This is a genomic window from Kribbella jejuensis (genome assembly GCF_006715085.1).
In the GTDB taxonomy this organism is placed as follows: Bacteria; Actinomycetota; Actinomycetes; order Propionibacteriales; family Kribbellaceae; genus Kribbella; species Kribbella jejuensis.
Genome location: NZ_VFMM01000001.1, coordinates 3,373,776 through 3,397,006 on the forward strand (window position 1 = coordinate 3,373,776; position 23,231 = coordinate 3,397,006).

Consider the following 23,231-nt stretch of genomic DNA (forward strand, 5'->3'; position numbering starts at 1 on the left):
CGGTCTTCTCGGCGGCTGGCGAACCCTAGCAAGCGCTCGCCGGCCCATTCCAACCGATTTCAGTCCGCTGCGGGTACCCGTCGTACTCCGACGTTTCGCAGCGGACGCCAGGCGACCGCGGTCGTCACCACCATCGCCGCGAAGGCGATCGCGAACGGCGCGGCCAGTCCGAACCGTTGCGCCAGTACACCTCCGAGGGCCGAGCCGACCGCAGCACCGCCGACCGAAGCCAGCAGGTACACGCTGTTCACCCTGCCCATCAAGTTGTCCGGTGTGACCAGCTGACGCGTTGTAGTCGAGACGATGCCCCACACGACAGCGTGAACACCGAAAACAGCCATCGTGGCGCCGGCGACCCACGGGTTGCGCGTGAGCGCCAGGATGAGGTGGACGGTCGTCTCGATGATCAGCCCGACCCGGAGCAGAGTCACCGGACCGACGCGCGGTTCGAGGAAGTGGTACGTCGGCATGCCGAGCACCCCGCCGACCGCACCGACTGCCACGAGCAGCCCGAACTGCGTATCCGTCAATCCGAGCCGCTCGCGCGCGAACAGGACCCAGGTCGCGAACGCAGCACAGAACGTGATGTTCATGACCAGAATCGACAGGGCCAAGGTACGAACGCCGGCGTGCTGCCACAGCCACCGGACTCCGTCACGTACCTCGCTCCACAGCGCTGCACGAGTAGACGGGTCAGGCAGTGGCGGCCGTACGGCGACCCGTGCGATCAACGTGGCCGCTGCAGCGAAGGTGACCGCGTCGAACACCAACGGCACACCGGCGCCTGCAGCGAACAGCAGCGCGCCCAGTGGAGGCCCTCCAAGCTGCTGAAGCACCGTGCCGCTGGCGAACAACCGGGCGTTCGCCTTGCCGAGGTGCTCTTTCGGTACGGCGCTGACGAGCAGTGCGCCGGATGCGTTGTCTGCAAGGGTTTCCGCGGTACCTAGCAAGAACAGTGCGGCGTACACCGCCCAAAGAGGTGCAGTGTGCAGGAGTACAGCGGCGCCGAGCGCGGCGAGTACCAAGGCGCGAAAGGTGTCAGCGGCAACGATCATCACGCGCCGGTCGAGGCGGTCGACCAGTACGCCACTGAACAACGCGAACAGCAGCCAGGGCAGTTGCTGGACGAACGCGGCAGCACCGACGGCCGCCGGCTGGGTGGTGATCGAGGCGACGAGCAGCGGCCCGGCGGCGAGCATCGCGCCGTCGCCGAGGTTCGAGATAATCGAGGCCGGAAAGATCTTCCGGAAGTCACGCCCGAGCTCGGACGGCACGACGTACGCACCAAGGGAACGCATGTGTACTCCTGAGGGACGCCTCCGCCGCTGCGCACACCGTACCGGCCGCATGCCGCCCCCGCACTCCGTTTCTCCCCACCCCACCTGCGCTATCCTCAACCTTCGGCGGCAACCGCCAGGAGGGCTCGCATAGTGGCCGAGTGCGCTGGTCTTGAAAACCGGTATGGCGGGTGACCGTCATCGTGGGTTCGAATCCCACGCCCTCCGCTCTGTGATGTCTCAGGACATCCCGGACAGGTGAACCCACGTTTCGTGGGTTCACCTGTTTTGTTTGGGGGTGGGTCCGGGTGGTCTGCCGGTGGGCTGGTAGTCCTTGGTGGGGTCGAGGACCAGTTCGCGGAGGAGTTCGCCGGTGGCGGCGTCGACGACTCTGATGTGCAGGTCGTGGACGAGGAGCAGGACGTGGGTTCGGGCGTGGGTTCGTCCGATGCCGATGTGGTGGAGTCGGCCGTTGACCCTGAGCGTGACGACGCCGGTGTCGTCGATGCGGTCGGTGCGGACCCGGTGGTGGACCTCGCCGGCCCGGTCGTGGCTGGGGGTGGCTTTCGGGCGGGCGGTGTAGACGGTCGCGGGGGTGGCTCGGTGCGGCAGGGAGCGGTGCGGGCGGCGGTGGTTGTATTCGTCGGCGAAGACGTCGAGCAGGACCTGGAGCTCAGCAATCGTGACCGGCTGGACCGGCTGGGCGCGCAGCCACTTCTTCAGGGTTTGCTGGAACCGCTCCACCTTGCCGCAGGTGGTCGGGTGGTTCGGGCGGGAGTTCTTCTGGGTGATGTTGAGGCGGCGTAGTTCGGTCTCCAGGCCGTTGCGGCCGCCCTTTCCGCCCGACAGCCGGGTGGTGTAGACCATCCCGTTGTCGGTCAACGTCGAGGCCGGGATGCCGTGTTCTGCAACGGTTTCGCGGAACGTGGTGGTCACGATCGGCCCGGTGATCCGGGGGTGCGCGGTCACGCTCAACGCGTAGCGCGAGTGATCGTCGAGCCAGGTGATCACTTCGACGTCTCTGCCGGGTGACCCGTCGAGGCGGGTGAGGCGGTAGTGGGTGAAGTCGGACTGCCAGCACTCGTTCGGCTGCTCAGCGGCGAACCGCAGGTACGACGCCCTGGGCCGCTTGCCCGGCTCCGGTGTCACGGCGCCGGCGCGGGTGAGGATCCGGTGGATCGTCGCCCGCGACAACCTGATCCCGTGATGGTGTTGCAGATGCCAGCCCAGCGTGTCCGCGCCCGCGTCCAGGCCCTGCTCGGTCAGCCGTTTACGCAGCTCGAGCACCACCTCGACCGCCGCGGCCGGCGTCGCCTGGGGCGAGGTCTTCGGCCGCCGCGACCGCGGCTCGAACGCCGCCTCCCCCTCCAGGCGCCACCGCGCCAGCAACTCATACACCCACGACCGCGCCACACCGTACTGCGCGACCACCTCAGCCACCGGCCGCTTCTCCACCACCACAGCCGTGATCACCAACCGGGCCTTCGACATGTCCGAACACCAACACCCCGTCCGGCATCACCTGAGACACCAGTCCGGTATGTCGTGAGACACCCGTCCGGGATGTGTTGAACCACAACACCACGCCCTCCGCTCTGTGATGTCTCAGGACATCCCGGACAGGTGAACCCACGTTTCGTGGGTTCACCTGTTTTGTTTGGGGGTGGGTCCGGGTGGTCTGCCGGTGGGCTGGTAGTCCTTGGTGGGGTCGAGGACCAGTTCGCGGAGGAGTTCGCCGGTGGCGGCGTCGACGACTCTGATGTGCAGGTCGTGGACGAGGAGCAGGACGTGGGTTCGGGCGTGGGTTCGTCCGATGCCGATGTGGTGGAGTCGGCCGTTGACCCTGAGCGTGACGACGCCGGTGTCGTCGATGCGGTCGGTGCGGACCCGGTGGTGGACCTCGCCGGCCCGGTCGTGGCTGGGGGTGGCTTTCGGGCGGGCGGTGTAGACGGTCGCGGGGGTGGCTCGGTGCGGCAGGGAGCGGTGCGGGCGGCGGTGGTTGTATTCGTCGGCGAAGACGTCGAGCAGGACCTGGAGCTCAGCAATCGTGACCGGCTGGACCGGCTGGGCGCGCAGCCACTTCTTCAGGGTTTGCTGGAACCGCTCCACCTTGCCGCAGGTGGTCGGGTGGTTCGGGCGGGAGTTCTTCTGGGTGATGTTGAGGCGGCGTAGTTCGGTCTCCAGGCCGTTGCGGCCGCCCTTTCCGCCCGACAGCCGGGTGGTGTAGACCATCCCGTTGTCGGTCAACGTCGAGGCCGGGATGCCGTGTTCTGCAACGGTTTCGCGGAACGTGGTGGTCACGATCGGCCCGGTGATCCGGGGGTGCGCGGTCACGCTCAACGCGTAGCGCGAGTGATCGTCGAGCCAGGTGATCACTTCGACGTCTCTGCCGGGTGACCCGTCGAGGCGGGTGAGGCGGTAGTGGGTGAAGTCGGACTGCCAGCACTCGTTCGGCTGCTCAGCGGCGAACCGCAGGTACGACGCCCTGGGCCGCTTGCCCGGCTCCGGTGTCACGGCGCCGGCGCGGGTGAGGATCCGGTGGATCGTCGCCCGCGACAACCTGATCCCGTGATGGTGTTGCAGATGCCAGCCCAGCGTGTCCGCGCCCGCGTCCAGGCCCTGCTCGGTCAGCCGTTTACGCAGCTCGAGCACCACCTCGACCGCCGCGGCCGGCGTCGCCTGGGGCGAGGTCTTCGGCCGCCGCGACCGCGGCTCGAACGCCGCCTCCCCCTCCAGGCGCCACCGCGCCAGCAACTCATACACCCACGACCGCGCCACACCGTACTGCGCGACCACCTCAGCCACCGGCCGCTTCTCCACCACCACAGCCGTGATCACCAACCGGGCCTTCGACATGTCCGAACACCAACACCCCGTCCGGCATCACCTGAGACACCAGTCCGGTATGTCGTGAGACACCCGTCCGGGATGTGTTGAACCACAACACCACGCCCTCCGCTCTGTGATGTCTCAGGACATCCCGGACAGGTGAACCCACGTTTCGTGGGTTCACCTGTTTTGTTTGGGGGTGGGTCCGGGTGGTCTGCCGGTGGGCTGGTAGTCCTTGGTGGGGTCGAGGACCAGTTCGCGCAGGAGTTCGCCGGTGGCGGCGTCGACGACTCTGATGTGCAGGTCGTGGACGAGGAGCAGGACGTGGGTTCGGGCGTGGGTTCGCCCGATGCCGATGTGGTGGAGGCGGCCGTTGACGCGGAGGGTGACGACGCCGGTGTCGTCGATGCGGTCGGTGCGGACCCGGTGGTGGATCTCGCCGGCCCGGTCGTGGCTGGGGCCGGCTTTGGGGCGGGCGGTGTAGACGGTCGCGGGGGTGGCTCGGTGGGGCAGGGAGCGGTGCGGGCGGCGGTGGTTGTACTCGTCGGCGAAGACGTCGAGCAGGACCTGCAGTTCGGCGAGTGTGGTCGGCTGGACGGGTTGGGCGCGTAGCCACTTCTTCAGGGTCTGCTGGAACCGTTCCACCTTCCCGCAGGTGGTGGGGTGGTTCGGGCGGGAGTTCTTCTGGGTGATGTTGAGGCGGCGTAGTTCGGTCTCGAGGCCGTTGCGGCCGCCTCTCCCGCCGGACAATCGGGTGGTGTAGACCATTCCGTTGTCGGTCAACGTGGAGGCCGGGATCCCGTGCTGGGCAACGGTTTCGCGGAACGTGACGGTGACGATCGGGCCGGTGATCCGGGGGTGGGCGGTCACGTGTAGGGCGTAGCGGGCGTGGTCATCGAGCCAGGTGATGATCTCGGCGTCGGGCCCCGGGCGGCCGTCGGGGCGGGTGAGGCGGTAGTGGGTGAAGTCGGACTGCCAGCACTCGTTGGGCTGGTCGGCGGCGAACCGCAGGTACGACGATCTTGGCCGCTTGCCCGGATCCGGGGTGACGGCGCCGGCGCGGGTCAGGATCCGGTGGATCGTCGTCCGCGACACCGTGGTCCGGTGGTGGTGTTGCAGGTGCCAGCCGATCGTGTCTGCGCCGGCGTCCAGGCCGGCCTCGGCCAGCTGCTTGCGCAGCACCAGCTCGACCGTCGCCGGCGCAGTCGCCATCGGCGAGGTCTTCGGACGGCGCGACCGAGGCTCGAACGCCGCCTCGCCCTCGGCCAGGTACCTGGCCTTCAGCTTGTAGACCCAGGCCCGGTGCACGCCATACCGGGCGGCGACCTCAGCCGCGGACTGACCTTCCACGAACAACGCCGTGATGACCAACCGAGCCTTTGACATGCCCGAGCATCCAGCCACCACCGCTGTCGCCGATCACCCGAGACATGTGTCGCCTATGTCTTGAGACATCTGTCGCCTATGTCCTGAACCACAACACCACGCTTTCCGCTCAGGCTTCGGTTCGGGCGGTGAGGGTGGCTAGGTCTCGGGTGGCGAAGCGGAGGTGCTCCCATTCCTCTTCGAGGATTACGTGGAGGCAGGATCTGGTGGTCTCGGGGTTCGAGTCGCCGTGGGGGTTCTGGCGCGGGGTGTCGAGGTCGGCGGCTGTGACAGTGGCGAGGTAGTCGCGGACCATGGCTTGGTGGCCGGCCCGGACTTCGAGGACTTCGGCGTACGACGGTTGGCCTGTCCCGGGTTGGGACGGGTCGGTGCCGCCGGTGTGGGCCACGCCGTACGGGTGGAACGGCTGCTCGCGGTCGAGGATCGCCTTGGCGAACCAGATGTCGGTGGCGTGGATCAGGTGGCGCTGGGTCTGCGCCCACGACCACTCGCCGTCGACCGAGAGGTCGACGGTGCCTTCGGGCATGGTCGCGACCCGGTCGAGGGCGCTCGCCCAGGCCCGCTCGACGGCAGCCCAGGCGGCGCGTAGGCCCTCGGGATCCTCCGCGCGGCGGTCGGCGCGGCCGGGGAACTGACGGTCGAGCTCGGCCTGGACGTACGGCGCGACCTCGACGCCGTTGATCTTCAGGCTGGCCCCGGGCTCGGCGAGCCACGGTGCGTCGATGTCGGTGCCGTGGATGTCGACGCCACGCATCACCACGCCGCTCAGATCGCACTCGACGAACCGTGCGCCCTTCAGGTTCGCCTCGGTGAACTCCGCCGCTTGCAGCTCGTCGGACGGTCCGAACTTCGCCATGCCTGCTCCTCTGTTCGCTCCTCCGCCGAGCCTAGTAGTGACCTCCGACACAAAAGTCGTGCACAACCCGCCCGGGCCGTGGTGGGCTCGACGGATGGATGCGACGAGTGCAGCGAAACAGTTGGGCTTCGCGGAGCGGGACCGGCTGCGTTTCAAGGACTTGGGCAGCGGACCGGAGCTCCCCGAGGACGCGGAGGAGTTGATGGAGTACTGCGGGGTGGTGGCGGCTGATCGGCGCGAGATGCTGGCGGCGCGGCCTGATCCGGGCAAAGATCCGGAGTGGTGGGCGATCACGTCTGCGCTCGCTGCTGAGATCCAGCGCGACCTGGACCTCGCCATACCGCCAACAGGCTTCAGTAGTTGGCCGACCGTGCCGCCGGACGCGTCGCCGGTGGGGATGTTCGCTGCTGCCTGGGCGTTGCTGGCCAGTCTGCCGCGGTTGCGTGAACTGCATGCGGAGCGCGGTGTGCCGGAGGCGGTGACCGTGGCGACTGTGTCTGCGCTGGGTGGAGTGATGGGGACGCATCGGCACATCCACGGACGTCCAGGTGTTGGGCTGATGCCGCTGTGGAGTCCACCGCTGCGTTTTCGGGGCGCGGACTTCGAGATCGGGCGGCATGCGTTCACCCGTACTCAGCTGGGGCTCGGCGACGGCGTGTCGGGCCATCTGCTGTCGATCCACATCCCGCCAACGGGACGGTTGGATGCGCAGGAGTCAGAGGAGTCTGTTGCTGCCGCGGTCGAGTACTTCGGGCGCTGGTACCCCGAGGAACCGCTGGCGGGGCTCGTCTGCCACTCCTGGCTGCTGGATCCACAACTGGCCGAGTACCTGAGTCCTGAGTCCAACATCGTTCGCTTCCAGCGCCGCTTCGCCCTCCTTCCGTATCTGCCTGGTGAAGACCCGACTGAGGGCGACCGCGAGTTGACGCGCCTCGGCTTGCATCTGCCCGAGCAGGACCTTGCCGACGTACCTCAAGAGACCACCCTGCAGCGTGCGTACGTCGCACACCTGAGGGCCGGACGCCATTGGCAACTACGGACAGGCATGCTGAAGCCATGGAGCTGACGATTCCCGTGGGGCAGGACACCATCTGGGCCGAACACCAGGCAGGAGGTGGGGCGGACGCACGGGCTGGTGTTGTTGTGTCCGGGCGTGCCCGGGTTTCCCTGGCCGGAGGAACCTGAGTTGGACGCGCGGTACGACGTGCTCGCGGCTGAGCGGGATGTGGAAGGGCTGGTGCAGTTCGGGCTGCGGGAGTGGGCTGCCGCGGGCTCTGACAATGCCGTGGTCGCCCAGCTGCGGGCCGCGGTGCCGGCGTGGTTCGACCAGGGCGAGTACCTGCAGCCGGATCCACCCGTTTACGACCGGCTGCAGGAGATCCAGGCGCCCGCTGTCGTCATGGTCGGCGACAAGGACCGGCCGATCCTCGCAGCGGTGGCCGGCGGCACGTCCGCCCGGATCCCCGACTGCGAGTTTGTCTGGATGCCAGGCGTCGACCACTTCCCCAGTCTTCGCGAACCGCAGCTGGTCACGGACACCATCCTGCGGTTCGCGGGTAACTACGCCGGGTAGGACAGGTGCTGGTGGATCAGTCTCCAGCCGGCGGCGGTTTTGCGGAAGACCCGGGTGGCGCGGGAAGTTGTCTCGGTGCCGTCTGCGGTCACATGGTCGATCGACCAGGCGACGGCCAGGTCGCCGGCGGATTCGACTGTCGGGTTCGGGACCGTGAAGTCGATCTCGGACGCGGAGCCGAGGCCCGCGGCGCAGACCTCGCGGACGGCTGACTTGCCGTTGTAGTTGCCGTCGATCTCGTAGGACACGACGTTCTCGGCGACCGGCACCATCAGCGCGTCGAGGTCGCCGGTCGCGGTGTCCGCGCCCCAGCGGTCGAGAATCGCGGTGATCGCGGGGGCCGCCGGCTCGTCGTCGTGCGGGAACGAGTGGTGTTCGTGGGTGACCGTCCACCGATTGCCGAGCTTGCGGAGTCCGATCGTGAGGCGCAGGAGGCGCTGCGGATCGTCGTCGGCGTTGCGGCAGTGCAGGAGGGCGAACGCGAACGCGACGTCCACGCCCGCGGTCACCTCGAGCGACTCCAGTTCGAACGAGCCACCCGACTGTTGCCACTTGAAGAAGCCCGGCCAGGTCGCGGTGTAGGCCTCCAGCCCGCGCACACCCTCGTACGGCGGCGGCACGTCGAACATCACGATGTCCGGTGAGTGATCCGCCAGCACCGTGTCCAGGTCGCCCGCGTGGACGGCCGTGACCCAGTTCTCGATCAGGGCGCGGATCTGCTGCTCGTCAGTCATGTCTCTCCTCGGGAAGGTTGCTTCACCCCCTACAACCCGGGACAGCAAGCAAACTCATCGCGGCAGCTCCGCCGGCAGCCCGTACGCCGGGAAGTCCGCCTCGAGGTACGACACCACCTCCACGATCTCGGTCCCGCGCACTACCACGACGTCGAGGCCACCAGGCACGTACCGGTCGCCTTCGAGCAGGTACGTCCCGAACGCGAGCTGACCGTTCGCGCGCGCCGGCAGGAACCGCCATTGCGAACGCAGCGGTCCGTCGAGCAGGAACGTACGGATCGCGTCCCGCCCCTCGAACCAGTCCGGCAGCGGCGGCATCGAGTACTTCGCGTCCGCGGCCAGCATCGCCACGATCGCCTCGACGTCACGGGCCTCCCACGCGGCCATGTACCGCCGTACGAGGTCACGCTCGCCTGACTCACCAAGCGCGCGCAGGGCCTTCTGCTGACTCGGTACGGCGCTCACCACCGACCGTGCGCGCTGCAGGGCGCTGTTGACGGCAGCTACTGACGTCTCCAGTTGCTCCGCGACCTCACGCGCGCTGAACGCGAGTACGTCCCGCAGTAGAAGTACTGCGCGTTGCAGAGCGGACAGGTGCTGCAGAGAAGCGACAAAGGCAAGCTCTACCGACTCAAGCGCCAACAGCTCCCCCTCGGGTGTCAACGACGACGTCCACGCCAGCCTGCTGTCCGGGTACGGCTCAAGCTCCTCAGCCGAGCGGCGTCCGCGCCGTTCGATCAGCGTGAGGCACCTGTTCGTGGCGATCTTGTAGAGCCACGGGCGGATCGACCCGCGGTCCTCGTACCCGCTGAGACCGCTCCACGCGCGCAGCAGCGTTTCCTGTACCGCGTCCTCGGCGTCGGCATTCGAACCGAGCATGCGGTAGCAGTGCGCGTGGAGCTCGCCACGCCATGGCTCGATCAGCTGTCCGAAGGCGTGCTCGTCACCTGCGCGTGCAGCGTCAAGCAGGTCAGTCATCTCAGGCACGGTAACGAGTGGTTGGTCCAGCGATCCAGTAGTGCCGCAGCACGACCGCTGTCGACCGCCTCCTGGCACCGCGCGAAGCAGTCCGCCAGCTGGTCCAGCCCGGACTCCAGTGAGAAGGTCGTGAGTGCGGCTGCAGCGTTGAGCAGTACGACGTCGCGCACCGGTCCGCGTTCTCCGTCGACCAGCCCGCGCAGGAGCCGTGCGTTGAAGGCTGCGTCGCCTCCGCGGAGCTCGGCGAGCGAGGACGGGCGTAGACCGAGGGAGCGCGGGTCGAACAGCACCTCGGAGGCAGAGCCGTCGTGTACCACCCAGACACGCGAGTAGCCGGTTGTGGTGAGCTTGTCGAGTCCGTCGTCGCCTCTCGCGACCAGTGCCGAACGCCCTTGTTTTGCGAGGGCTTCGGCGAGCACGGGGAGCATGCCGGCGTTGGCTACCCCTACGAGCTGGTGCTGAGGGTCTGCCGGATTCAGCAGTGGTGCGAGGACGTTGAAGGCGGTCGGGACCGCGAGCTCACGTCGTACGACTGCAACTTGGCGGAGAGCGGGGTTGAAGCGCGGGGCGAACAGGTAGGTCAGCCCGATGTCGGCCGCGGTCTGTGCCGCCTCGGCCGGGGACAGGTCGAGTGAGACGCCCAGGTACTCGACCAGGTCACTGGAACCAGCGGCTGATGAGGACGCGGCGCGGCCACCGTGCTTCACGACGGTGACACCTGTGGCGGCGACGACCACCGCGGCCATCGTAGAGATGTTCGCGGCACCGGTACGGTCACCGCCGGTGCCGACGATGTCCACGAACGGTCCACGGATTCGCACTGGCGTTGCGTGCGAGCGCAGTACCGTTGCCAGGCCGTTGAGCTCGTCCGCGGTCTCGCCCTTGGCGCGCAGGGCGATCAGGAAGCCGGAGATCTGCGCCGGTGACGCCTCGCCCAGCACCAGTTGGTCCATGGCCCAGCCGGTGTCCGCCGACGACAGGTCGGAGCCGGCCAGGAGCGCGGAGATCAGACCGGACCACGTCCGGAGCGTTGTTGCCATCGGCATTCCTCAGGGTGCTGGGCCGCCCACGAGGAAGACATGACAACGGCCGCCTCGCAGGAGACGGCCGGGTGGGTACGCGCGGTTCAGGCCGTCAGTCGACGGCCCACCACATACCAGCGCGCAGGAACATGCTCCGACCTTACCCCCTGTGCCCGCGGTCCGGACGGCTGTCACATCATGGTGGGCCGGTTCGTCAGGGGTCTGAGGAGGGTAGTCGTGGACGAGCATGAGCAGTTGGCGCGGCGGTTCGAGGAGAACCGTGGGCATCTGCGTGCGGTCGCCTACCGGATGCTCGGGTCCGTGGCGGAGGCCGAGGACGCCGTGCAGGAGGCCTGGCTGCGGTTGAGCCGTACGGACGTGAGCGACGTCGGCAACCTGGGTGGCTGGCTGACCACCGTGGTGTCGCGGGTGTGTCTGGATATGCTGCGCAGTCGCAAGTCGCGGCGGGAGGACACGCTGGACACGTACGTCCCGGATCCGGTTCTCGGTGAGTTGGGGCCGGAGGACGAGGCGGTCCGGGCGGACGCGATCGGGCTGGCGTTGCTCGTCGTACTCGAGACGTTGTCGCCGGCCGAGCGGCTGGCGTTCGTGCTGCACGACATGTTCGGGGTCGGGTTCGACGAGATCGCGACGATTGTGGACAAGTCGCCGGCCGCGACCCGTCAGCTGGCGAGCCGGGCGCGGCGGCGGGTGCAGGGTGCGCCGACGAGTGACGGGGATGTGAGTCGCCAGCGGGTGATCGTCGAGGCGTTCATGGCGGCGTCACGGGGCGGGGACTTCGAGGCGTTGCTGTCGCTGCTGGATCCGGAGGTGTTGCTGCGAGCGGACGCGGGTGCTGCCAGTGCGCAGTACGCCGGGCCGGCGGTCTCGAAGCTGGTGCGCGGGGCCAAGGCGGTTGTGGAGCAGGCGCTCATGTTCGGACGGATGGCGCCGTACCTGCAGGTGGCGACGGTCAACGGGATGCCCGGGCTGATCACGGTCGTGAACGGGCGGCTGATGGGTGTACTGGCGTTCACGGTGACGGACGGCCTCATCACCGAGCTGGACATCCTGGCCGATGTGGAACGGCTGGAGGTTGTCCCACTGCCAGCTTGAGCAGGCGGTGGGCCTGGGCTTCGGCGGTGCCTGGTGGGTTGCGGTCTGCGCTCGGGCCGCCGGGGCCGATCAGGGTGAGCCAGAAGCCGGCCCAGAGGAGTCTCGCGGCTCGGAAGCGGTCTTCGTTCGTCTGGAAGCGGGTTGTCAGCGGGGTGGGGTCTGTGGTGCGCCAGGAGAGGTGTTCGACGAGGTTGGCCAGCTCTACGGTGCGGTCGCCGTGGCCGGCGTCTTCGAAGTCGATGATGCGGATGCGGCTGCCGTCCCAGAGGTAGTTGGTGAGGTTGGGATCGCCGTGGGCTACCACTGGGTCTGGTGTGTCGGTGAGGTCTGTCGGTTCGTTCTCCAGCCAGGTGGTGGCGGCTCGGCCGATCACACCTTCTGTTGTGCGGAGCGCGGTGAGCCCCTTCCGGGTACGACGTACGAGCGCGAGCAGATCGATCGGTTCCAGGGCGACGGACGTGATCGACCAGAGCCTCTCGAGTGCATCGCCCAGTGCTGTCAGTTGAGTGGAGTTGACGGGCGCCGCGAGGGGGCTGCCTGGGATTCGGGTCATGCGGAGCCACGGGGACGGCCTGGTGGAAGACGCGAGTGGGGCCGGGGTCAGGTCTGGGGTCGCGTGGGTGAGGAGGGTTAGGGCGGCTAGTTCTCGGGCGGGTTCTTGGCGGGACCAGCTGGTGTAGTGCTTGGTGGCGGTTGACTCGGTGAGGGTCAGGTTGTGCGTCATCACAGGAAAGTTTGCCGGGGCGTGTCTATTCCGGGGCGCTTCCTTCGACGTATGGGCAGGAGCTGATGCGGCGAGGGAGTGGATCGGATGTCTACGCAGGTTGTGGTGGCGGGTGCTCGGGACGTGGTGGCGGGGCTGTTGGGGGCGGGGTTCAACGGGGCCGTGCACCTGCCGGGTGACGTGGAGTACGACGAGCAGCGGCGGTCGGTGATTCCGTCGGTGGATTCGCGGCCGCTCGTCATCGCCGAGGCCTCCACGCGGACCGACGTACAGGCGGCGGTGCGGACGGCGAAGGAGTACGGCGTACCGATCGCGGTGCAGGCGACCGGGCACGGGACCCGGGTACCGGCTGATGGCGGGATTCTCGTGAAGACCACGGCGATGACGACCGTGCTGATCGACCCGGAGCGCCGGATCGCGAAGGTGGCGCCGGGTGCGCGCTGGGGTGCGGTGCTGGATGCGGCCCGGCAGTTCGGGCTGGCGCCGCTGTCCGGTTCGCACCGCGACGTCGGCGTCACCGGGTACACGCTCGGCGGCGGTGTCGGCTGGCTGGCCCGCAAGTACGGGTTCGCGGCCGACAGCGTGATCCGCGCCGAGGTCGTCACCGCGGACGGCCGATGCGTCAGCGCGAGCGCCGAACAGCACCCGGACCTGTTCTGGGCGATCCGCGGCGGCACCGGCAACTTCGGTATCGTCACGTCGCTGGAGTTCCGGCTGTACCCGGTCCGCCAGGTGCACGCCGGCATCGTGTACTACGGCATCGACCGTGCCGCCGCGATCCTGCGCCGGTACCGCGACTGGACGGCGACGATCCCGAACGACCTGAGCACCGCGGTCGTCCTGACCCGCGTCCCCGGCACCGAGCAGCGCGCCGTCGCGATCAAGGTCCTGTACGCCGGACCCGCGGAGCTCGCCGAACACCTGCTGAAGCCGCTCTTCGCGACGGCCGGTCCGCGGCTGGCGGGTGAGCTGACAACGATCGAGTACGCCGATGCCGCGCTGGGCGGCACGCCCGCGCGGCACCTGGACTTCCTGGACACGCTGACCGACGAGGTCATCGACGTCGTCACCGAACTCGAGGACGCGACGGTCGAGGTACGGCACTGGGGCGGCGCGATGGCGCACCCGGGTCCCGGCGCCGGACCGGTCGGGCACCGCGAGGCGTCGTACTCGCTGATCATCGACCGCGAGGTCGCCGGGCTACCGAACTCGGGCCGCACGTTCGTCAACTTCCTCGGCGACCCGGGTCGGGCGGACACCGCGTATGCGGCCGCGGACCTGCAGCGCCTCCGTGAGGTGAAGCGGGCCTACGACCCGACGAACTTCTTCCACCTGAACGCCAACATCCAGCCGTGAGAAAGCAGCCCAAGTCCCCGCCTTGGGCTGCTTATGCGACGGATCTTCTGCGAAGGATCAGACCGTGCCGGAGTTGCCGTACACGGACACGTGCACGTGGTCCATGTGGTTGGCGGTCGCGCTGCCACGGTCCGGCATCGCCCGCCAGCCTTCGCTGCTGCGCTGCACCGTCCAGATGTGCTGTTCCCAGATCAGTTGGCTGACGCCGAGCTTCTTGTAATTCGCCTTCAGCCAGTCGGCGATCGCCTGGCCTTCCGACGCGCTGTTGATCATGATGTCGATCGCGTGCCCGGTCGCGTGCTCGGAGCCGGTGTCGCCGGCCCGCAGACCGCCGTACGACGTGATGTCGGGATACATGGCACAGATCGCCCGGTGCACGCGGATCGCATCGGGGGTCAGTCCCTGTTCCATCCCGGACCCGGACTTGCACGCAGCCTGCGAGAACGAGCCGACGACGTCGGCGACCGGCTTCGTCGCGGACAGGTACTGCGCCTTGACCCAGCGGGACTTGCCGTCGGTGACGACCTCGGCGTACAGGCCGTCGACCTTGCCGGTGACTGAGACCTTGGTGCCCTTCGGGATCACGTCGAGCAGGATGCCGGTGAGCGGCAGCGACCACAGGTTCACGTCGGTGGTCGTGTACTTCGTGCCGGTGATCTTCGGCGCCGCGGCCTGCAGGTCCTGAGCGGCCCGGGTCTTCGCGGACGTCGGCTTCGGGATCGGCGCCTGCTTCTTCAGGTGCTTGGCCGACGGCGAGGCGGTCGGCTTCGGCGAGGCGCTCGGCGTCGCGGTGGTCGGGTTGATCGGCGGACGCAGGGCGTCCCGGCTGATCGTGGTGTCGCGCGACAGCTGCAGGGACGAGCTGGCGATCGACGGGTCGAGCTGGACGTGCTGGCTGGGGAAGGCGGCGGCCGAACCAGTGGCGACCATCGCGACTGCTGCCCCGGGGATCGCAACCTTGGCGATACCAGGCTGCAGAACCTTCGAACGCGACTGCCGGTGCCGCGCCTGCCTATGTCGACCTGACACTTGTTGACCCAATCTGCCGAGACCAAAACGTTATCGACCGGAGGAGTCAAGCACACTTCGCCGCGCCGGTTCGAATCGGCCTGCAGTCTTAACGCATTGCGAACATCCACAGGCGGCCGCACGCCGTGATCTGCCCGCTATCCGGAAGTAACCGTTCCGAGATCAAACGCTTGGTGGGCAGAGCACGGCCGTGACCACCGCCGTCAGGTGATCGCCGTACCGCTCGGGGGTCCAGCCGCGATGCAGCACGAGCAGCTCGTAGAGCTCGACGGAGATGTAGGTCCACAGCATGTCGACGACCTCGTCGAGCGTGAGGTCCGGGCGCAGGTCCCCGGTGGCGAGCAGGTGTTTCGCCATGATGGTCATCCCGGTCTGCCGCTCGTCGAGAACGGCCTGCCAGGTCGCGGCGAGCGTTTCGTCGCTGTGCCGGCCGTCGCGGATCAGGATCTGGACCCGGGCCGACCGGCGCTGCCGCTCGACGAGCCCGTCGACATACATCCGGACCTTGCGGCGGATGTCGGGCTCGCGCCGGATCGCGAGGATCTCCGGGCGCTCCGCCAGCGGGACCGGCTCATGGTCGCCGACGATGACGAAGTCGAAGACCGCCTTGGCGAGCGCCGCCTTGGTGCCGAAGCCCTTGTAGATGCTCTCCGCCGAGACGCCGGCGCGCTCGGCCACATCACTGATCGTGGTGGCCTGGAAGCCGTTCGCCTCGAACAGGTCCCGGGCGGCCGCCACGACGTCCCGCCGCCGTTGGCGGGCGCGCTCGCGCCGCCCGCTGGCGTCGTAATTCCTCTTGACTTCCGCCATTCCCGATCCCATGCTTTTGGTTACAGTTCCACTGTATCTAATTGTTTGGGGAGCACGATGAGCACCACAGCCGAGATGTCGGCCGCCGATGTCGCGGTCCGCAGCATCATGATCATGGCCGACGGGGAGCGGACGGACTTCGACGAGCTGATCCACCCGGAGGCGGTCAACCACGAGGGCCGGATCGAGCCGCCTGCCAGCCGCGCGCCGGGACCGGCCGGCTTCTACGCGACCGCGCTCTGGCTGCGCACGGCGTTCGCGGAGCTGGCCTACGAGGTTCACCACGTGGTTGCCGACGGCAACCTCGTGGCGGTGAACTCGACCATCAGCGGCCGGCACGTCGCGCCGTTCGTGGTGTACACCTCCGAAGGCGAGGTGGACACCGTGTTCCCGCCGACCGGGAAGACGTTCGCGAGCACCCAGTCGCACTGGTTCCGGCTCCAGGACGGCAAGGTGCTGGAGCATTGGGCCAACCGTGACGACATGGGCCAGTCCAAGCAGCTCGGCTGGATCCCGCCGACGCCGGCGTACCTGTTCCGGATGGCACGCGCCAAGTCACGCGCGAAGCGGGCTGCCAAGTGATCCGGACCTCCAGCACTCACCAAAGGGGGGATTCGGACGGGTGACGGCGGCTGATCGAATGGGGGGAGCCGCCGATGCCGTCGGTTGGTGAGTGCTGGAGGTCCTTACTGCATTTCCGGTCAGATGACCGTTCCGCGGAGCTCGACCCGGTCGCCGACGGCGGCCGATACCCGCCCGGCCAATTCCTGCGCGTGCTCGTCGTCGCGGGCGTCGACCAGATAGAAGCCGGCGAGCTGCTCCTTCGCCTCCCCGAACGGCCCGTCGGTGACCACCTGCTGACCGTCCCGGATCTGCACGATCCGGCCTTCGTCCGGCGGTCGCAGCCCTTCCGAGCTGACCAGTTCCCCGGATTCGGAGAGCTCCTGCTCGAGCCGGATCAACCGCGCGAGCGCGGCATCGTCCTCAGCGGTCCACAGCCGGTCGACGCTCCGGAAGATCATCACGACGTACTTCATGGCCTCACGGTAACCAGCCGAACCGACAGAACCCCGCGGATATCCGCGGGGTTGTGTCGGTTCTGCCGGGTTTCTCGGGTTAATACCAGACTTTTCGCCCGCCGACCGCGCGGCCGGTGGCGCCGAGGATCCAGAACACAGCTCCGACGAGGAGCAGGATGATGCCGATGGTCCACAGGATCGATACGTTCAGCACGAACCCGAGGATCAACAGGATCAGGCCTAGGATCAGCATGAGACCTCCTTCAGCTGGGCCGCCTGGCGGCGACTACGGCCTTCATGTGCCCACTCTTTCCACGCTGAATCTCCAACGGGCGTTTGACGAAAAGGCAGCCCGCGAGGCCGATCACGATGAATGACCAGACGGTCACAAAAGCGATCCGGTAGCCGTGGGTCAGGGCGACCGGAGTCCTCCCTGAAGTGCTCGCCGCAGCCACGGCGGCGACCACTGCGATGCCGACGGCGCCGCCGATCTGGAAGCTGGCGTTCTGCAGACCGGACGCGACACCCGCGTCCTCGCCCGCCACCTCGCTCAGCGACGCGATCGAGCCGGCTACCGTACCGGCGCCCAGTCCCGCGCCGAAGATCGTCAGGCCCCAGAACGCGAGCTCGAAGTATCCCGACGTCACGGTCAGCCGGGTCATCAGCGTCGTACCGGCTCCTGCGACCAGGAGCGATACGAAGGCGACTGCCCGCGGTCCCACGCGAGTGACCAGGTGCTGGCCGATCATGGAACCGCCGACGGCAGCTGCAGCGAGTACCGCGGACATGAGTCCGTAGCGGACCGCTGATGCGCCAAGAGCGAGCTGTGCGTACTGCGTGTACACGAAGTTGAGGCCGAACGCGGCCAAGCCCCAGCCGATCGTGATGAGGTTCCCCCCGACGAGTGCGCGCGAGCGGAAGAGCCGTAGCGGTACGAGCGGTGCTGCCGAACGCTGCTCCACCACGACGAACACTGCGAACAAAACGGCCGACATCAGCAACCAGAGGACAGTTCGCACCACAGAACTGGACGGTGCCTGGATCACGGCGTACACCAGCGCGATGAGCGCAGCTGTGACGGTTGCTGCGCCCGCCACGTCGAAGCCACGGCGGCCGGGGCCACGGCTGTCCAGCAGTAGTAGGGGCGCCAGTACGGCGACCACTACGCACGCCGGCACGTTGATGAAGAAGATCCACTGCCAGCCGAGTCCATCCGTCACAGGGCCTCCGATGAGGGACCCCGCCGTACCGCCGACGCCGCTGGTCGCTCCCCAGATCCCCAGCGCCTTGTTGCGGTCAGGGCCGGACGGGAACGTGGTCATCACGATCGACAACGCACTAGGAGCCAGTACCGCGGCCGCAATGCCCTGCAAGCCACGGGCGAACACCAGGGCGTCACCGCTCCACGCGAACCCGCAGAGCAGGGACGAGCCGGCGAACAGCAGCAGTCCCGCGATGAACACGCGCCGACGTCCCAGCAGGTCGGAGATCCGCCCGCCGAGCAGCAGCAGGCCGCCGAACATCAGGGCGTAACCGCTCGGCACCCACTGCACGCCACCGATCGAGAAGGTCAGCTCCCGCTCGATCGACGGGATCGCGACCAGCACGATCGACGCGTCGAGGATGATCATGAACCCGGTCAGGCACAGCAAGGCCAGTGCGAGCCAGCGCTTCGATTCGGTCACCATCAGCCATCTCCAGTACGGCGGGACGCCCCGGCTGAGCGTCACTCGTGGGATACGTCGGCGCCGACCTGCTGTACTTCGACATACGGAGACATACGGAGACATACGAAGACGTGTGGAGACATGCTCGAACTGTCGAAGTACGGCCTGCCTGCTTCGACGTACCTGTTGACTGGAGGTCACCGCGGCCTCCGCTGGGACAGGATGGTGCCTGTGAAGTACATGCTGCTGATCTACAGCAACGCCGAGAGCTGGGAAGGCCTGTCCGCCGAGCAGCGTGAGGGCCTTGTGCGCGCGCACGAGTCGATCTCACAAGAGCTGGCCGAGCAGGGTCTGCTGGTCAGCGCGGCCGGCCTGGCTGACCCGATCACGACCCGGACCGTGCGGGTGGTCGACGACACCGCCACGACGACGGACGGGCCGTACGCGGAGGCCAAGGAGCACCTGGCGGGCTTCTACCTCGTAGAGTGCGACGACATCGACCAGGCGATCGGATACGCGGCCCGGCTGCCCGACGCCGAGTACGTGGCCGTCGAGGTGCGGCCGGTGATGGACATGTCCGGGCTGGAAATGTGAGGGCCGGAAATGTGAGCAGCTTCGACCTCCTGCTGCGTGAGCAGGCGCCGCAGGTGCTGAGTGCGCTCGTCAGGCACTACGGCCACTTCGACCTGGCCGAGGAGGCGGTGCAGGAGGCCCTGCTCGCGGCCGCGCAGCAGTGGCCGGAGGAAGGCGTACCGGACAACCCGCGCGGCTGGCTGATCCGGGTCGGCTCGCGGCGGCTCACCGACCTGCTCCGGAGCGAGTCGGCGCGCCGGCGGCGTGAGGAGAACGCCGCACAGCTCGCCGCGCCGGAGGAATTCGTTGCCGCAGGCCCCGAGATCGACGATCCGGGCGGACGGGACGACACCCTGACGTTGTTGTTCCTCTGCTGCCATCCGGCGCTGTCGCCGGCGTCGCAGATCGCGCTGACGCTGCGGGCGGTCGGCGGTCTCAGTACCGCGCAGATCGCGGCCGCGTTCCTGGTGCCGGAGTCCACCATGGCGCAGCGGATCAGCCGGGCGAAGCGGAGCATCAAGCAGGCCGGCAGTACGTTCGAGATGCCGCCCGAGGCGGAGCGGGACGAGCGCATGGGTGCCGTACTGCACGTGCTCTACCTGATCTTCAACGAGGGATACACGGCCTCGTCCGGTACGTCGCTGCACAGTGCGGAGCTCACGACGGAGGCGATCCGGCTCGTCCGCGGCGTACGGAAGCTACTGCCCGACGACGGTGAAGTAGCCGGGCTGCTGGCGTTGATGCTGTTGACGGACGCACGCCGCGCGGCTCGTACCGGCGCGGACGGCACGCTGATCCCACTGGCCGAGCAGGACCGGTCGAAGTGGGACAGGGCCGCCATCGTGGAGGGCGAGGCGCTGGTGAGTGATGCACTGACGCGGACGCAGCTGGGGCCGTACCAGGTGCAGGCGGCGATCGCCGCGGTGCACGACACGGCAGAGACCGCGGAAGCGACGGACTGGCGGCAGATCGTCGCGCTGTACGACGTGCTCGAGCAGCTCGTCGACAACCCGATGGTGAAGCTCAACCACGCGGTAGCTGTCGGCATGGCGATCGGCCCGAAGGAGGGCCTTGCGGTACTCGAGCCACTCGAGTCGGACGACCGCATGAACCACCGGCTGGAGGCGGTGCGAGCACACCTGCTGGAGATGGCCGGCGAGGCCACTGCCGCGCGGGAGAGCTACCTCCTGGCGGCACGGCGTACTACCAGCGTTCCGGAGCGGCACTACTTGCAGTCGAAGGCCGACCGCCTGGCGTGAGATGTTGGGGGCGTGGATCTCACCAGGGCCTCCCTTCTCCGGGAGATGTTGAGCGGCACCGAGCTGGGCAGCCGGACCACGCAGTTCGGCTATGCGCTCCGGCGCTTCACGACCAGGCGCAGCGGGCTGATGCTGTTCGGACCGGTCGACGACGAGCCCTGGCACCTGACCGCCCACCTGGACGACGAGCTGCACCGCGCGGGTGTCGAGGACCTGAGGCCGTCGCTGGTCCGCTGGAATCCCGCACCGGATGCTCCGCCGCACCTCGCTATCGGCCTGGATCGGCTACGCGACGCAGGCCGTGGCGAGTCGTTGCTGGTGGTCGCGGAGGACACGCCCGCGGACACTCTGCTGGAGCGGATCAGCGACGTACGACGACGCGGTACGACGATCTTCAGCATCGGGAACGGCGACAAGGAGCTGACGTCGCTCAGCCACGAGACGCTCGTACCCGAACTGCTCGTGCCGGACGGGTTCGGCTGGACCACCCGCGAGATCGAGCAGACCACCGTGGTCGACGAGGGCTTCGAGACCGCTCAGCACCTGGTCAGTCTCGCCGCGGCCGACGAGGAAGCCGGCCGGGCCGGGTGGCGGCGCCGGCTCCGCAACGCCATCGAACGACTGGGCGGCGAACCCGGCTGAGGCCGGTCCGAAGCTCTCCTGAGGCTTAACCAAAATCTGTGGTGGCGAGATTAGACATTCGGTGCTGGCATGGGTAATGTCGTTGGTGTCGACAGAGAAGAACATCGAAGCTGAGGCGGACAGCTACCGACCTGTCCAAAGTTGTCGAAGTTGCAGTCGAAATACCAGCAGTTGAAGTACGCAGTACCAGTAGGACGCAGTACCAGCAGTTCGCAGTTCGCAAGACCAGCAGTACGCAGTACCAGTAGTTGTTGTTTGCAGTTCGAGGTACACGAAGGGTCAGGATCGCGCCGTCGGGTTTTACCGCGGCTTGTCAACGGGAGGTGGTCTTCGGTTACGCAAGGTGGTAATGCCGCAGGGTCAGCTTCCAAGTGGCGCGCTGCGGATCTGTAAGGACCAGCCTCACGGCTGGTAGATGGTGACAATCCATAAACCCAGGGCCCCGGTGCTTCGGCACCGGGGCCCATCGACATGGAGGTGTGATGCCCCAAACCCGCACCCGGAGACACTGATGAGTTCAAGCCCGACCACGGGACCGGCCAACTTCGACGACGAGGACTACCCCGCCTTCACGATGGGCCGGGCCGCCGAGATGCTCGGCACCACACCGGGCTTCCTCCGGAGTCTGGACGAAGCCAAACTGATCACCCCGCAACGCTCCGAGGGCGGCCACCGGCGCTACTCCCGCTACCAGCTGCGGCTGGCCGCCCGCGCCCGCGAGCTCGTCGACCAGGGCACCGCACTCGAGGCCGCCTGCCGGATCATCATCCTGGAGGACCAGCTCGCCGAGGCCCTGCGCATCAACGAAGAGATGCGTAAGCAGAGCTAGCGGTCAGGCTTCCAGATAGAGCGCGGCGAGCCGGGGCAGGTGCGTTCGGAGATCGTCCTCGTCGTCGAAGTCGATCTCTTCCCCGGCCGGCAGGTCCGGGGTGTCCGGCGCGTCGGCATCGACGGCCTTCCAGTACGCCGCCTCGTCGCCGGTCACGTTCTTGTACGCGCGACTGCCGACGTGCAACATCCCTTCGCCGTCGAACCCCTCGAACCCGTCCGGCCGGTCCTCGTCCACCACGTCGGCCAGCGAGTCCGGGTCCGCCAGCGCGGCCTCCCAGACCTCCCGCCCCTGGGCGAGCAACCAGCCCCGGAACGAGTCGAACCCGTCCTCGGATGCGCCCGAGTTGATCAGGTACGCCGCCGCCCACAGGTCCCAGCGGTACGACGCGACCTGCAACCGGGCAACCTCGACCCCGAACCCGACGATCTCCTCGGCCGAAGCCGTCCCCAGCACTTTGGTCAGCGCGTCCGCAACCCCGTCCGGATCGGCCACGGTGTCGTCCACCGTGGCCCGCGCCTCCTCGACCAGACCCCAGAACCCGTCCTTGTCCACCCCCAAACCATCTCACCGGACCGAGGTCGAACGGGAGGGGTAATTACCAGACCTCGTCGAGTTGCTGTCGTTGTTCGGCTGTGAGTTGCAGGTTGGCGCCGGTGAGGGCTGTGGTCAGGTAGGGCTCGGTGCTGATACCGACGATGGGAGTGATGGCGGGGGTGCCGCCTGCGAGCCAGGCCAGGACCACGGCCGAGCGCGTGGTGTCCAGCGAGCTGGCTACGTCGTTCAGGGCCTCCAGGCGGCGGGTGGTGCCGGGGTGGTCGAAGGCTGGGTCGATAGGGCGGTCGGCGCGGTTCTCGTACGCGCCGGACATCAGCGGGCTGTACGCGAACAGCTGCTGATCCGGGTTGTTCTCTGCGTAGTCCAGAACCTCGTCCGTGATCCAGCCGAAGCGGTGGTCGTGACTGTGGTCGCGGACGAAAGGCCGTGGCTGCAGGTACGAGTACCGCAGCTGTAGCGCGGTCGGACCGGCCACACCCTGCTGCTGAGCCAAGCCCTGCATGCGCTCGGCCCGCCAGAGCGCGTAGTTCGACAGGCCGATGCGGCCGATCGTGCCGTTCGTGGCGTGCTTACCGAAGGCTGCGACCGTCTCCTCCAGTGGAGTGGACCTGTCGTCGCGGTGTGCCCAGTACAAGTCGATGTGGTCCACACCGAGCCGTCGCAGCGACGTCTCGAGGGCCGAGTCGATCGCCTGAGTGCTCAAGCCCTCGGAGTGCTCCGGGTAGCTGCCGGGCCAGAGCGGCTCGCAGCCGACCTTGGTGGCCAGCTTGATCCGGTCCCGTACGCCGGGACGCTGTGCCAGCCACCGCCCGAGCAGCTCCTCGCTCTGACCACCGTGTCCACTCGGGTCCTGCCAGAACGCGTAGCAGTTCGCGGTATCGATCCACTCCCCACCCGCGTCCACAAACGCATCCAGCAACCGGAACGATGTCTGCTGGTCGATCCGTGTCCCGTACTCCATCGCGCCCAATGCAAGATTCACCATGGACCCGAT

The 23,231-nt window shown here is 67.9% G+C and carries 25 protein-coding genes and 1 tRNA gene; 10 read left to right on the plus strand and 16 right to left on the minus strand.

The genetic code is table 11. The features are described 5' to 3' along the window. Positions 1–59: 59 nt before the first annotated feature. A complete protein-coding gene (locus FB475_RS16660; protein WP_141857016.1) occupies positions 60–1,298 on the minus strand; it encodes an MFS transporter in 1,239 nt (412 codons plus the stop codon). Between the two features lie 118 nt (positions 1,299–1,416). On the opposite strand from FB475_RS16660, the gene FB475_RS16665 reads away from it, so the two are divergent. Next, positions 1,417–1,505, plus strand: a tRNA-Ser gene (locus tag FB475_RS16665). A 51-nt stretch (positions 1,506–1,556) separates the two neighbouring features. Here the strand turns inward: FB475_RS16665 and FB475_RS16670 are convergent. The 4 genes from FB475_RS16670 to FB475_RS16685 all read right to left on the minus strand — a co-directional run bounded on the left by FB475_RS16670 (position 1,557) and on the right by FB475_RS16685 (position 6,348). Then, positions 1,557–2,768, minus strand: coding sequence for an IS481 family transposase (locus tag FB475_RS16670; protein ID WP_141857018.1), 1,212 nt, complete (start codon positions 2,766–2,768; stop codon positions 1,557–1,559). A gap of 153 nt (positions 2,769–2,921) precedes the next feature. Next, entirely contained in the window at positions 2,922–4,133 is a 1,212-nt protein-coding gene (locus tag FB475_RS16675; RefSeq protein ID WP_141857018.1) for an IS481 family transposase, read from the minus strand. Between the two features lie 153 nt (positions 4,134–4,286). Next, positions 4,287–5,492 (minus strand): integrase core domain-containing protein, encoded by a 1,206-nt coding sequence (locus tag FB475_RS16680; protein WP_141857020.1) that lies wholly within the window; start codon positions 5,490–5,492, stop codon positions 4,287–4,289. Positions 5,493–5,601: 109 nt separating this feature from the next. Next, positions 5,602–6,348: a DinB family protein gene (locus FB475_RS16685; RefSeq protein WP_141857022.1), complete on the minus strand. Its 747-nt coding sequence runs from the start codon at positions 6,346–6,348 to the stop codon at positions 5,602–5,604. Positions 6,349–6,442: 94 nt separating this feature from the next. On the opposite strand from FB475_RS16685, the gene FB475_RS16690 reads away from it, so the two are divergent. Then, on the plus strand, positions 6,443–7,414 hold the full coding sequence (locus FB475_RS16690) for an acyltransferase domain-containing protein (RefSeq protein WP_141857023.1): 972 nt from the start codon (positions 6,443–6,445) through the stop codon (positions 7,412–7,414). Positions 7,415–7,483: 69 nt separating this feature from the next. Continuing rightward, positions 7,484–7,921, plus strand: coding sequence for an alpha/beta fold hydrolase (locus FB475_RS16695; protein WP_337678217.1), 438 nt, complete (start codon positions 7,484–7,486; stop codon positions 7,919–7,921). Here FB475_RS16695 and FB475_RS16700 read toward each other — a convergent pair. From FB475_RS16700 to trpD, 3 genes are read right to left on the minus strand one after another with little or no spacing between them, the layout of a single operon-like run. Further along, on the minus strand, positions 7,909–8,655 hold the full coding sequence (locus FB475_RS16700) for a nuclear transport factor 2 family protein (RefSeq protein WP_141857027.1): 747 nt from the start codon (positions 8,653–8,655) through the stop codon (positions 7,909–7,911). The two genes, FB475_RS16695 and FB475_RS16700, sit on opposite strands and share 13 nt — an antisense overlap. Positions 8,656–8,709: 54 nt before the next feature. Next, complete coding sequence (locus FB475_RS16705) at positions 8,710–9,633, minus strand: RNA polymerase subunit sigma-70 (protein WP_141857029.1); 924 nt, start codon at positions 9,631–9,633, stop codon at positions 8,710–8,712. After that, the gene (gene trpD / locus FB475_RS16710; protein WP_202878351.1) at positions 9,630–10,673 is read right to left on the minus strand and encodes an anthranilate phosphoribosyltransferase; all 1,044 of its coding nucleotides are present in this window, start codon (positions 10,671–10,673) and stop codon (positions 9,630–9,632) included. Before trpD ends, FB475_RS16705 begins: the two co-directional genes overlap by 4 nt. A gap of 219 nt (positions 10,674–10,892) precedes the next feature. On the opposite strand from trpD, the gene sigJ reads away from it, so the two are divergent. Beyond that, positions 10,893–11,771, plus strand: a complete 879-nt coding sequence (sigJ, locus tag FB475_RS16715) for an RNA polymerase sigma factor SigJ (protein ID WP_141857032.1) — start codon at positions 10,893–10,895, stop codon at positions 11,769–11,771. Here sigJ and FB475_RS16720 read toward each other — a convergent pair. Then, positions 11,710–12,495: an aminoglycoside phosphotransferase family protein gene (locus tag FB475_RS16720; protein ID WP_141857033.1), complete on the minus strand. Its 786-nt coding sequence runs from the start codon at positions 12,493–12,495 to the stop codon at positions 11,710–11,712. The two genes, sigJ and FB475_RS16720, sit on opposite strands and share 62 nt — an antisense overlap. An 87-nt stretch (positions 12,496–12,582) precedes the next feature. Between FB475_RS16720 and FB475_RS16725 the strand changes: the two genes are divergently transcribed. After that, entirely contained in the window at positions 12,583–13,851 is a 1,269-nt protein-coding gene (locus FB475_RS16725) for an FAD-binding oxidoreductase (RefSeq protein ID WP_141857035.1), read from the plus strand. Between the two features lie 57 nt (positions 13,852–13,908). On the opposite strand, the gene FB475_RS16730 is transcribed toward FB475_RS16725, so the two are convergent. After that, positions 13,909–14,781, minus strand: a complete 873-nt coding sequence (locus FB475_RS16730) for a VldE C-terminal domain-containing protein (protein WP_141857037.1) — start codon at positions 14,779–14,781, stop codon at positions 13,909–13,911. A gap of 261 nt (positions 14,782–15,042) precedes the next feature. Beyond that, positions 15,043–15,690, minus strand: a complete 648-nt coding sequence (locus tag FB475_RS16735; protein ID WP_141857038.1) for a TetR/AcrR family transcriptional regulator — start codon at positions 15,688–15,690, stop codon at positions 15,043–15,045. Between the two features lie 57 nt (positions 15,691–15,747). Between FB475_RS16735 and FB475_RS16740 the strand changes: the two genes are divergently transcribed. Then, positions 15,748–16,272, plus strand: a complete 525-nt coding sequence (locus tag FB475_RS16740; protein WP_141857040.1) for an ester cyclase — start codon at positions 15,748–15,750, stop codon at positions 16,270–16,272. Positions 16,273–16,391: 119 nt separating this feature from the next. On the opposite strand, the gene FB475_RS16745 is transcribed toward FB475_RS16740, so the two are convergent. From FB475_RS16745 to FB475_RS16750, 3 genes are all read right to left on the minus strand, one after another. After that, a complete protein-coding gene (locus tag FB475_RS16745; protein WP_141857042.1) occupies positions 16,392–16,727 on the minus strand; it encodes a YciI family protein in 336 nt (111 codons plus the stop codon). 79 nt (positions 16,728–16,806) lie between these two features. Beyond that, the gene (locus tag FB475_RS36800; RefSeq protein ID WP_185759276.1) at positions 16,807–16,962 is read right to left on the minus strand and encodes a DUF6131 family protein; all 156 of its coding nucleotides are present in this window, start codon (positions 16,960–16,962) and stop codon (positions 16,807–16,809) included. A 10-nt stretch (positions 16,963–16,972) separates the two neighbouring features. After that, complete coding sequence (locus FB475_RS16750) at positions 16,973–18,397, minus strand: MFS transporter (RefSeq protein WP_141857044.1); 1,425 nt, start codon at positions 18,395–18,397, stop codon at positions 16,973–16,975. Between the two features lie 120 nt (positions 18,398–18,517). Here FB475_RS16750 and FB475_RS16755 point away from each other — a divergent pair, with 120 nt between their 5' ends. From FB475_RS16755 to FB475_RS16770, 4 genes are all read left to right on the plus strand, one after another. Continuing rightward, a complete protein-coding gene (locus FB475_RS16755; RefSeq protein ID WP_238332186.1) occupies positions 18,518–18,970 on the plus strand; it encodes a YciI family protein in 453 nt (150 codons plus the stop codon). A gap of 11 nt (positions 18,971–18,981) precedes the next feature. Continuing rightward, entirely contained in the window at positions 18,982–20,208 is a 1,227-nt protein-coding gene (locus FB475_RS16760) for an RNA polymerase sigma factor (RefSeq protein ID WP_141857046.1), read from the plus strand. A gap of 12 nt (positions 20,209–20,220) precedes the next feature. Continuing rightward, positions 20,221–20,850 (plus strand): hypothetical protein, encoded by a 630-nt coding sequence (locus FB475_RS16765; RefSeq protein ID WP_141857048.1) that lies wholly within the window; start codon positions 20,221–20,223, stop codon positions 20,848–20,850. Positions 20,851–21,361: 511 nt separating this feature from the next. Next, positions 21,362–21,679: a MerR family transcriptional regulator gene (locus FB475_RS16770; protein ID WP_141857050.1), complete on the plus strand. Its 318-nt coding sequence runs from the start codon at positions 21,362–21,364 to the stop codon at positions 21,677–21,679. A 3-nt stretch (positions 21,680–21,682) separates the two neighbouring features. Here FB475_RS16770 and FB475_RS16775 read toward each other — a convergent pair whose 3' ends face one another. Continuing rightward, complete coding sequence (locus FB475_RS16775; protein ID WP_141857052.1) at positions 21,683–22,234, minus strand: DUF4240 domain-containing protein; 552 nt, start codon at positions 22,232–22,234, stop codon at positions 21,683–21,685. Between the two features lie 43 nt (positions 22,235–22,277). Beyond that, positions 22,278–23,222 carry an aldo/keto reductase gene (locus tag FB475_RS16780; RefSeq protein WP_202878352.1) on the minus strand — a complete coding sequence of 315 codons (945 nt, stop codon included), beginning with the start codon at positions 23,220–23,222 and terminating at the stop codon, positions 22,278–22,280. Between the last annotated feature and the right edge of the window lie 9 nt (positions 23,223–23,231).

Coding starts and splice junctions, on each gene's coding strand:
- FB475_RS16685 (WP_141857022.1), bottom strand. CDS start 6,348: ATGGCGAAGTTCGGACCGTCCGACGAGCTGCAAGCGGCGGAGTTCACC.
- FB475_RS16720 (WP_141857033.1), bottom strand. CDS start 12,495: ATGACGCACAACCTGACCCTCACCGAGTCAACCGCCACCAAGCACTAC.
- FB475_RS16770 (WP_141857050.1), top strand. CDS start 21,362: ATGAGTTCAAGCCCGACCACGGGACCGGCCAACTTCGACGACGAGGAC.
- FB475_RS36800 (WP_185759276.1), bottom strand. CDS start 16,962: ATGCTGATCCTAGGCCTGATCCTGTTGATCCTCGGGTTCGTGCTGAAC.
- FB475_RS16735 (WP_141857038.1), bottom strand. CDS start 15,690: ATGGCGGAAGTCAAGAGGAATTACGACGCCAGCGGGCGGCGCGAGCGC.
- FB475_RS16745 (WP_141857042.1), bottom strand. CDS start 16,727: ATGAAGTACGTCGTGATGATCTTCCGGAGCGTCGACCGGCTGTGGACC.
- FB475_RS16750 (WP_141857044.1), bottom strand. CDS start 18,397: ATGGTGACCGAATCGAAGCGCTGGCTCGCACTGGCCTTGCTGTGCCTG.
- FB475_RS16670 (WP_141857018.1), bottom strand. CDS start 2,768: ATGTCGAAGGCCCGGTTGGTGATCACGGCTGTGGTGGTGGAGAAGCGG.
- FB475_RS16780 (WP_202878352.1), bottom strand. CDS start 23,222: ATGGTGAATCTTGCATTGGGCGCGATGGAGTACGGGACACGGATCGAC.
- FB475_RS16660 (WP_141857016.1), bottom strand. CDS start 1,298: ATGCGTTCCCTTGGTGCGTACGTCGTGCCGTCCGAGCTCGGGCGTGAC.
- FB475_RS16730 (WP_141857037.1), bottom strand. CDS start 14,781: ATGGTCGCCACTGGTTCGGCCGCCGCCTTCCCCAGCCAGCACGTCCAG.
- FB475_RS16705 (WP_141857029.1), bottom strand. CDS start 9,633: ATGACTGACCTGCTTGACGCTGCACGCGCAGGTGACGAGCACGCCTTC.
- FB475_RS16755 (WP_238332186.1), top strand. CDS start 18,518: ATGCTCGAACTGTCGAAGTACGGCCTGCCTGCTTCGACGTACCTGTTG.
- trpD (WP_202878351.1), bottom strand. CDS start 10,673: ATGGCAACAACGCTCCGGACGTGGTCCGGTCTGATCTCCGCGCTCCTG.
- FB475_RS16675 (WP_141857018.1), bottom strand. CDS start 4,133: ATGTCGAAGGCCCGGTTGGTGATCACGGCTGTGGTGGTGGAGAAGCGG.
- FB475_RS16700 (WP_141857027.1), bottom strand. CDS start 8,655: ATGACTGACGAGCAGCAGATCCGCGCCCTGATCGAGAACTGGGTCACG.
- FB475_RS16725 (WP_141857035.1), top strand. CDS start 12,583: ATGTCTACGCAGGTTGTGGTGGCGGGTGCTCGGGACGTGGTGGCGGGG.
- FB475_RS16690 (WP_141857023.1), top strand. CDS start 6,443: ATGGATGCGACGAGTGCAGCGAAACAGTTGGGCTTCGCGGAGCGGGAC.
- FB475_RS16740 (WP_141857040.1), top strand. CDS start 15,748: ATGAGCACCACAGCCGAGATGTCGGCCGCCGATGTCGCGGTCCGCAGC.
- FB475_RS16680 (WP_141857020.1), bottom strand. CDS start 5,492: ATGTCAAAGGCTCGGTTGGTCATCACGGCGTTGTTCGTGGAAGGTCAG.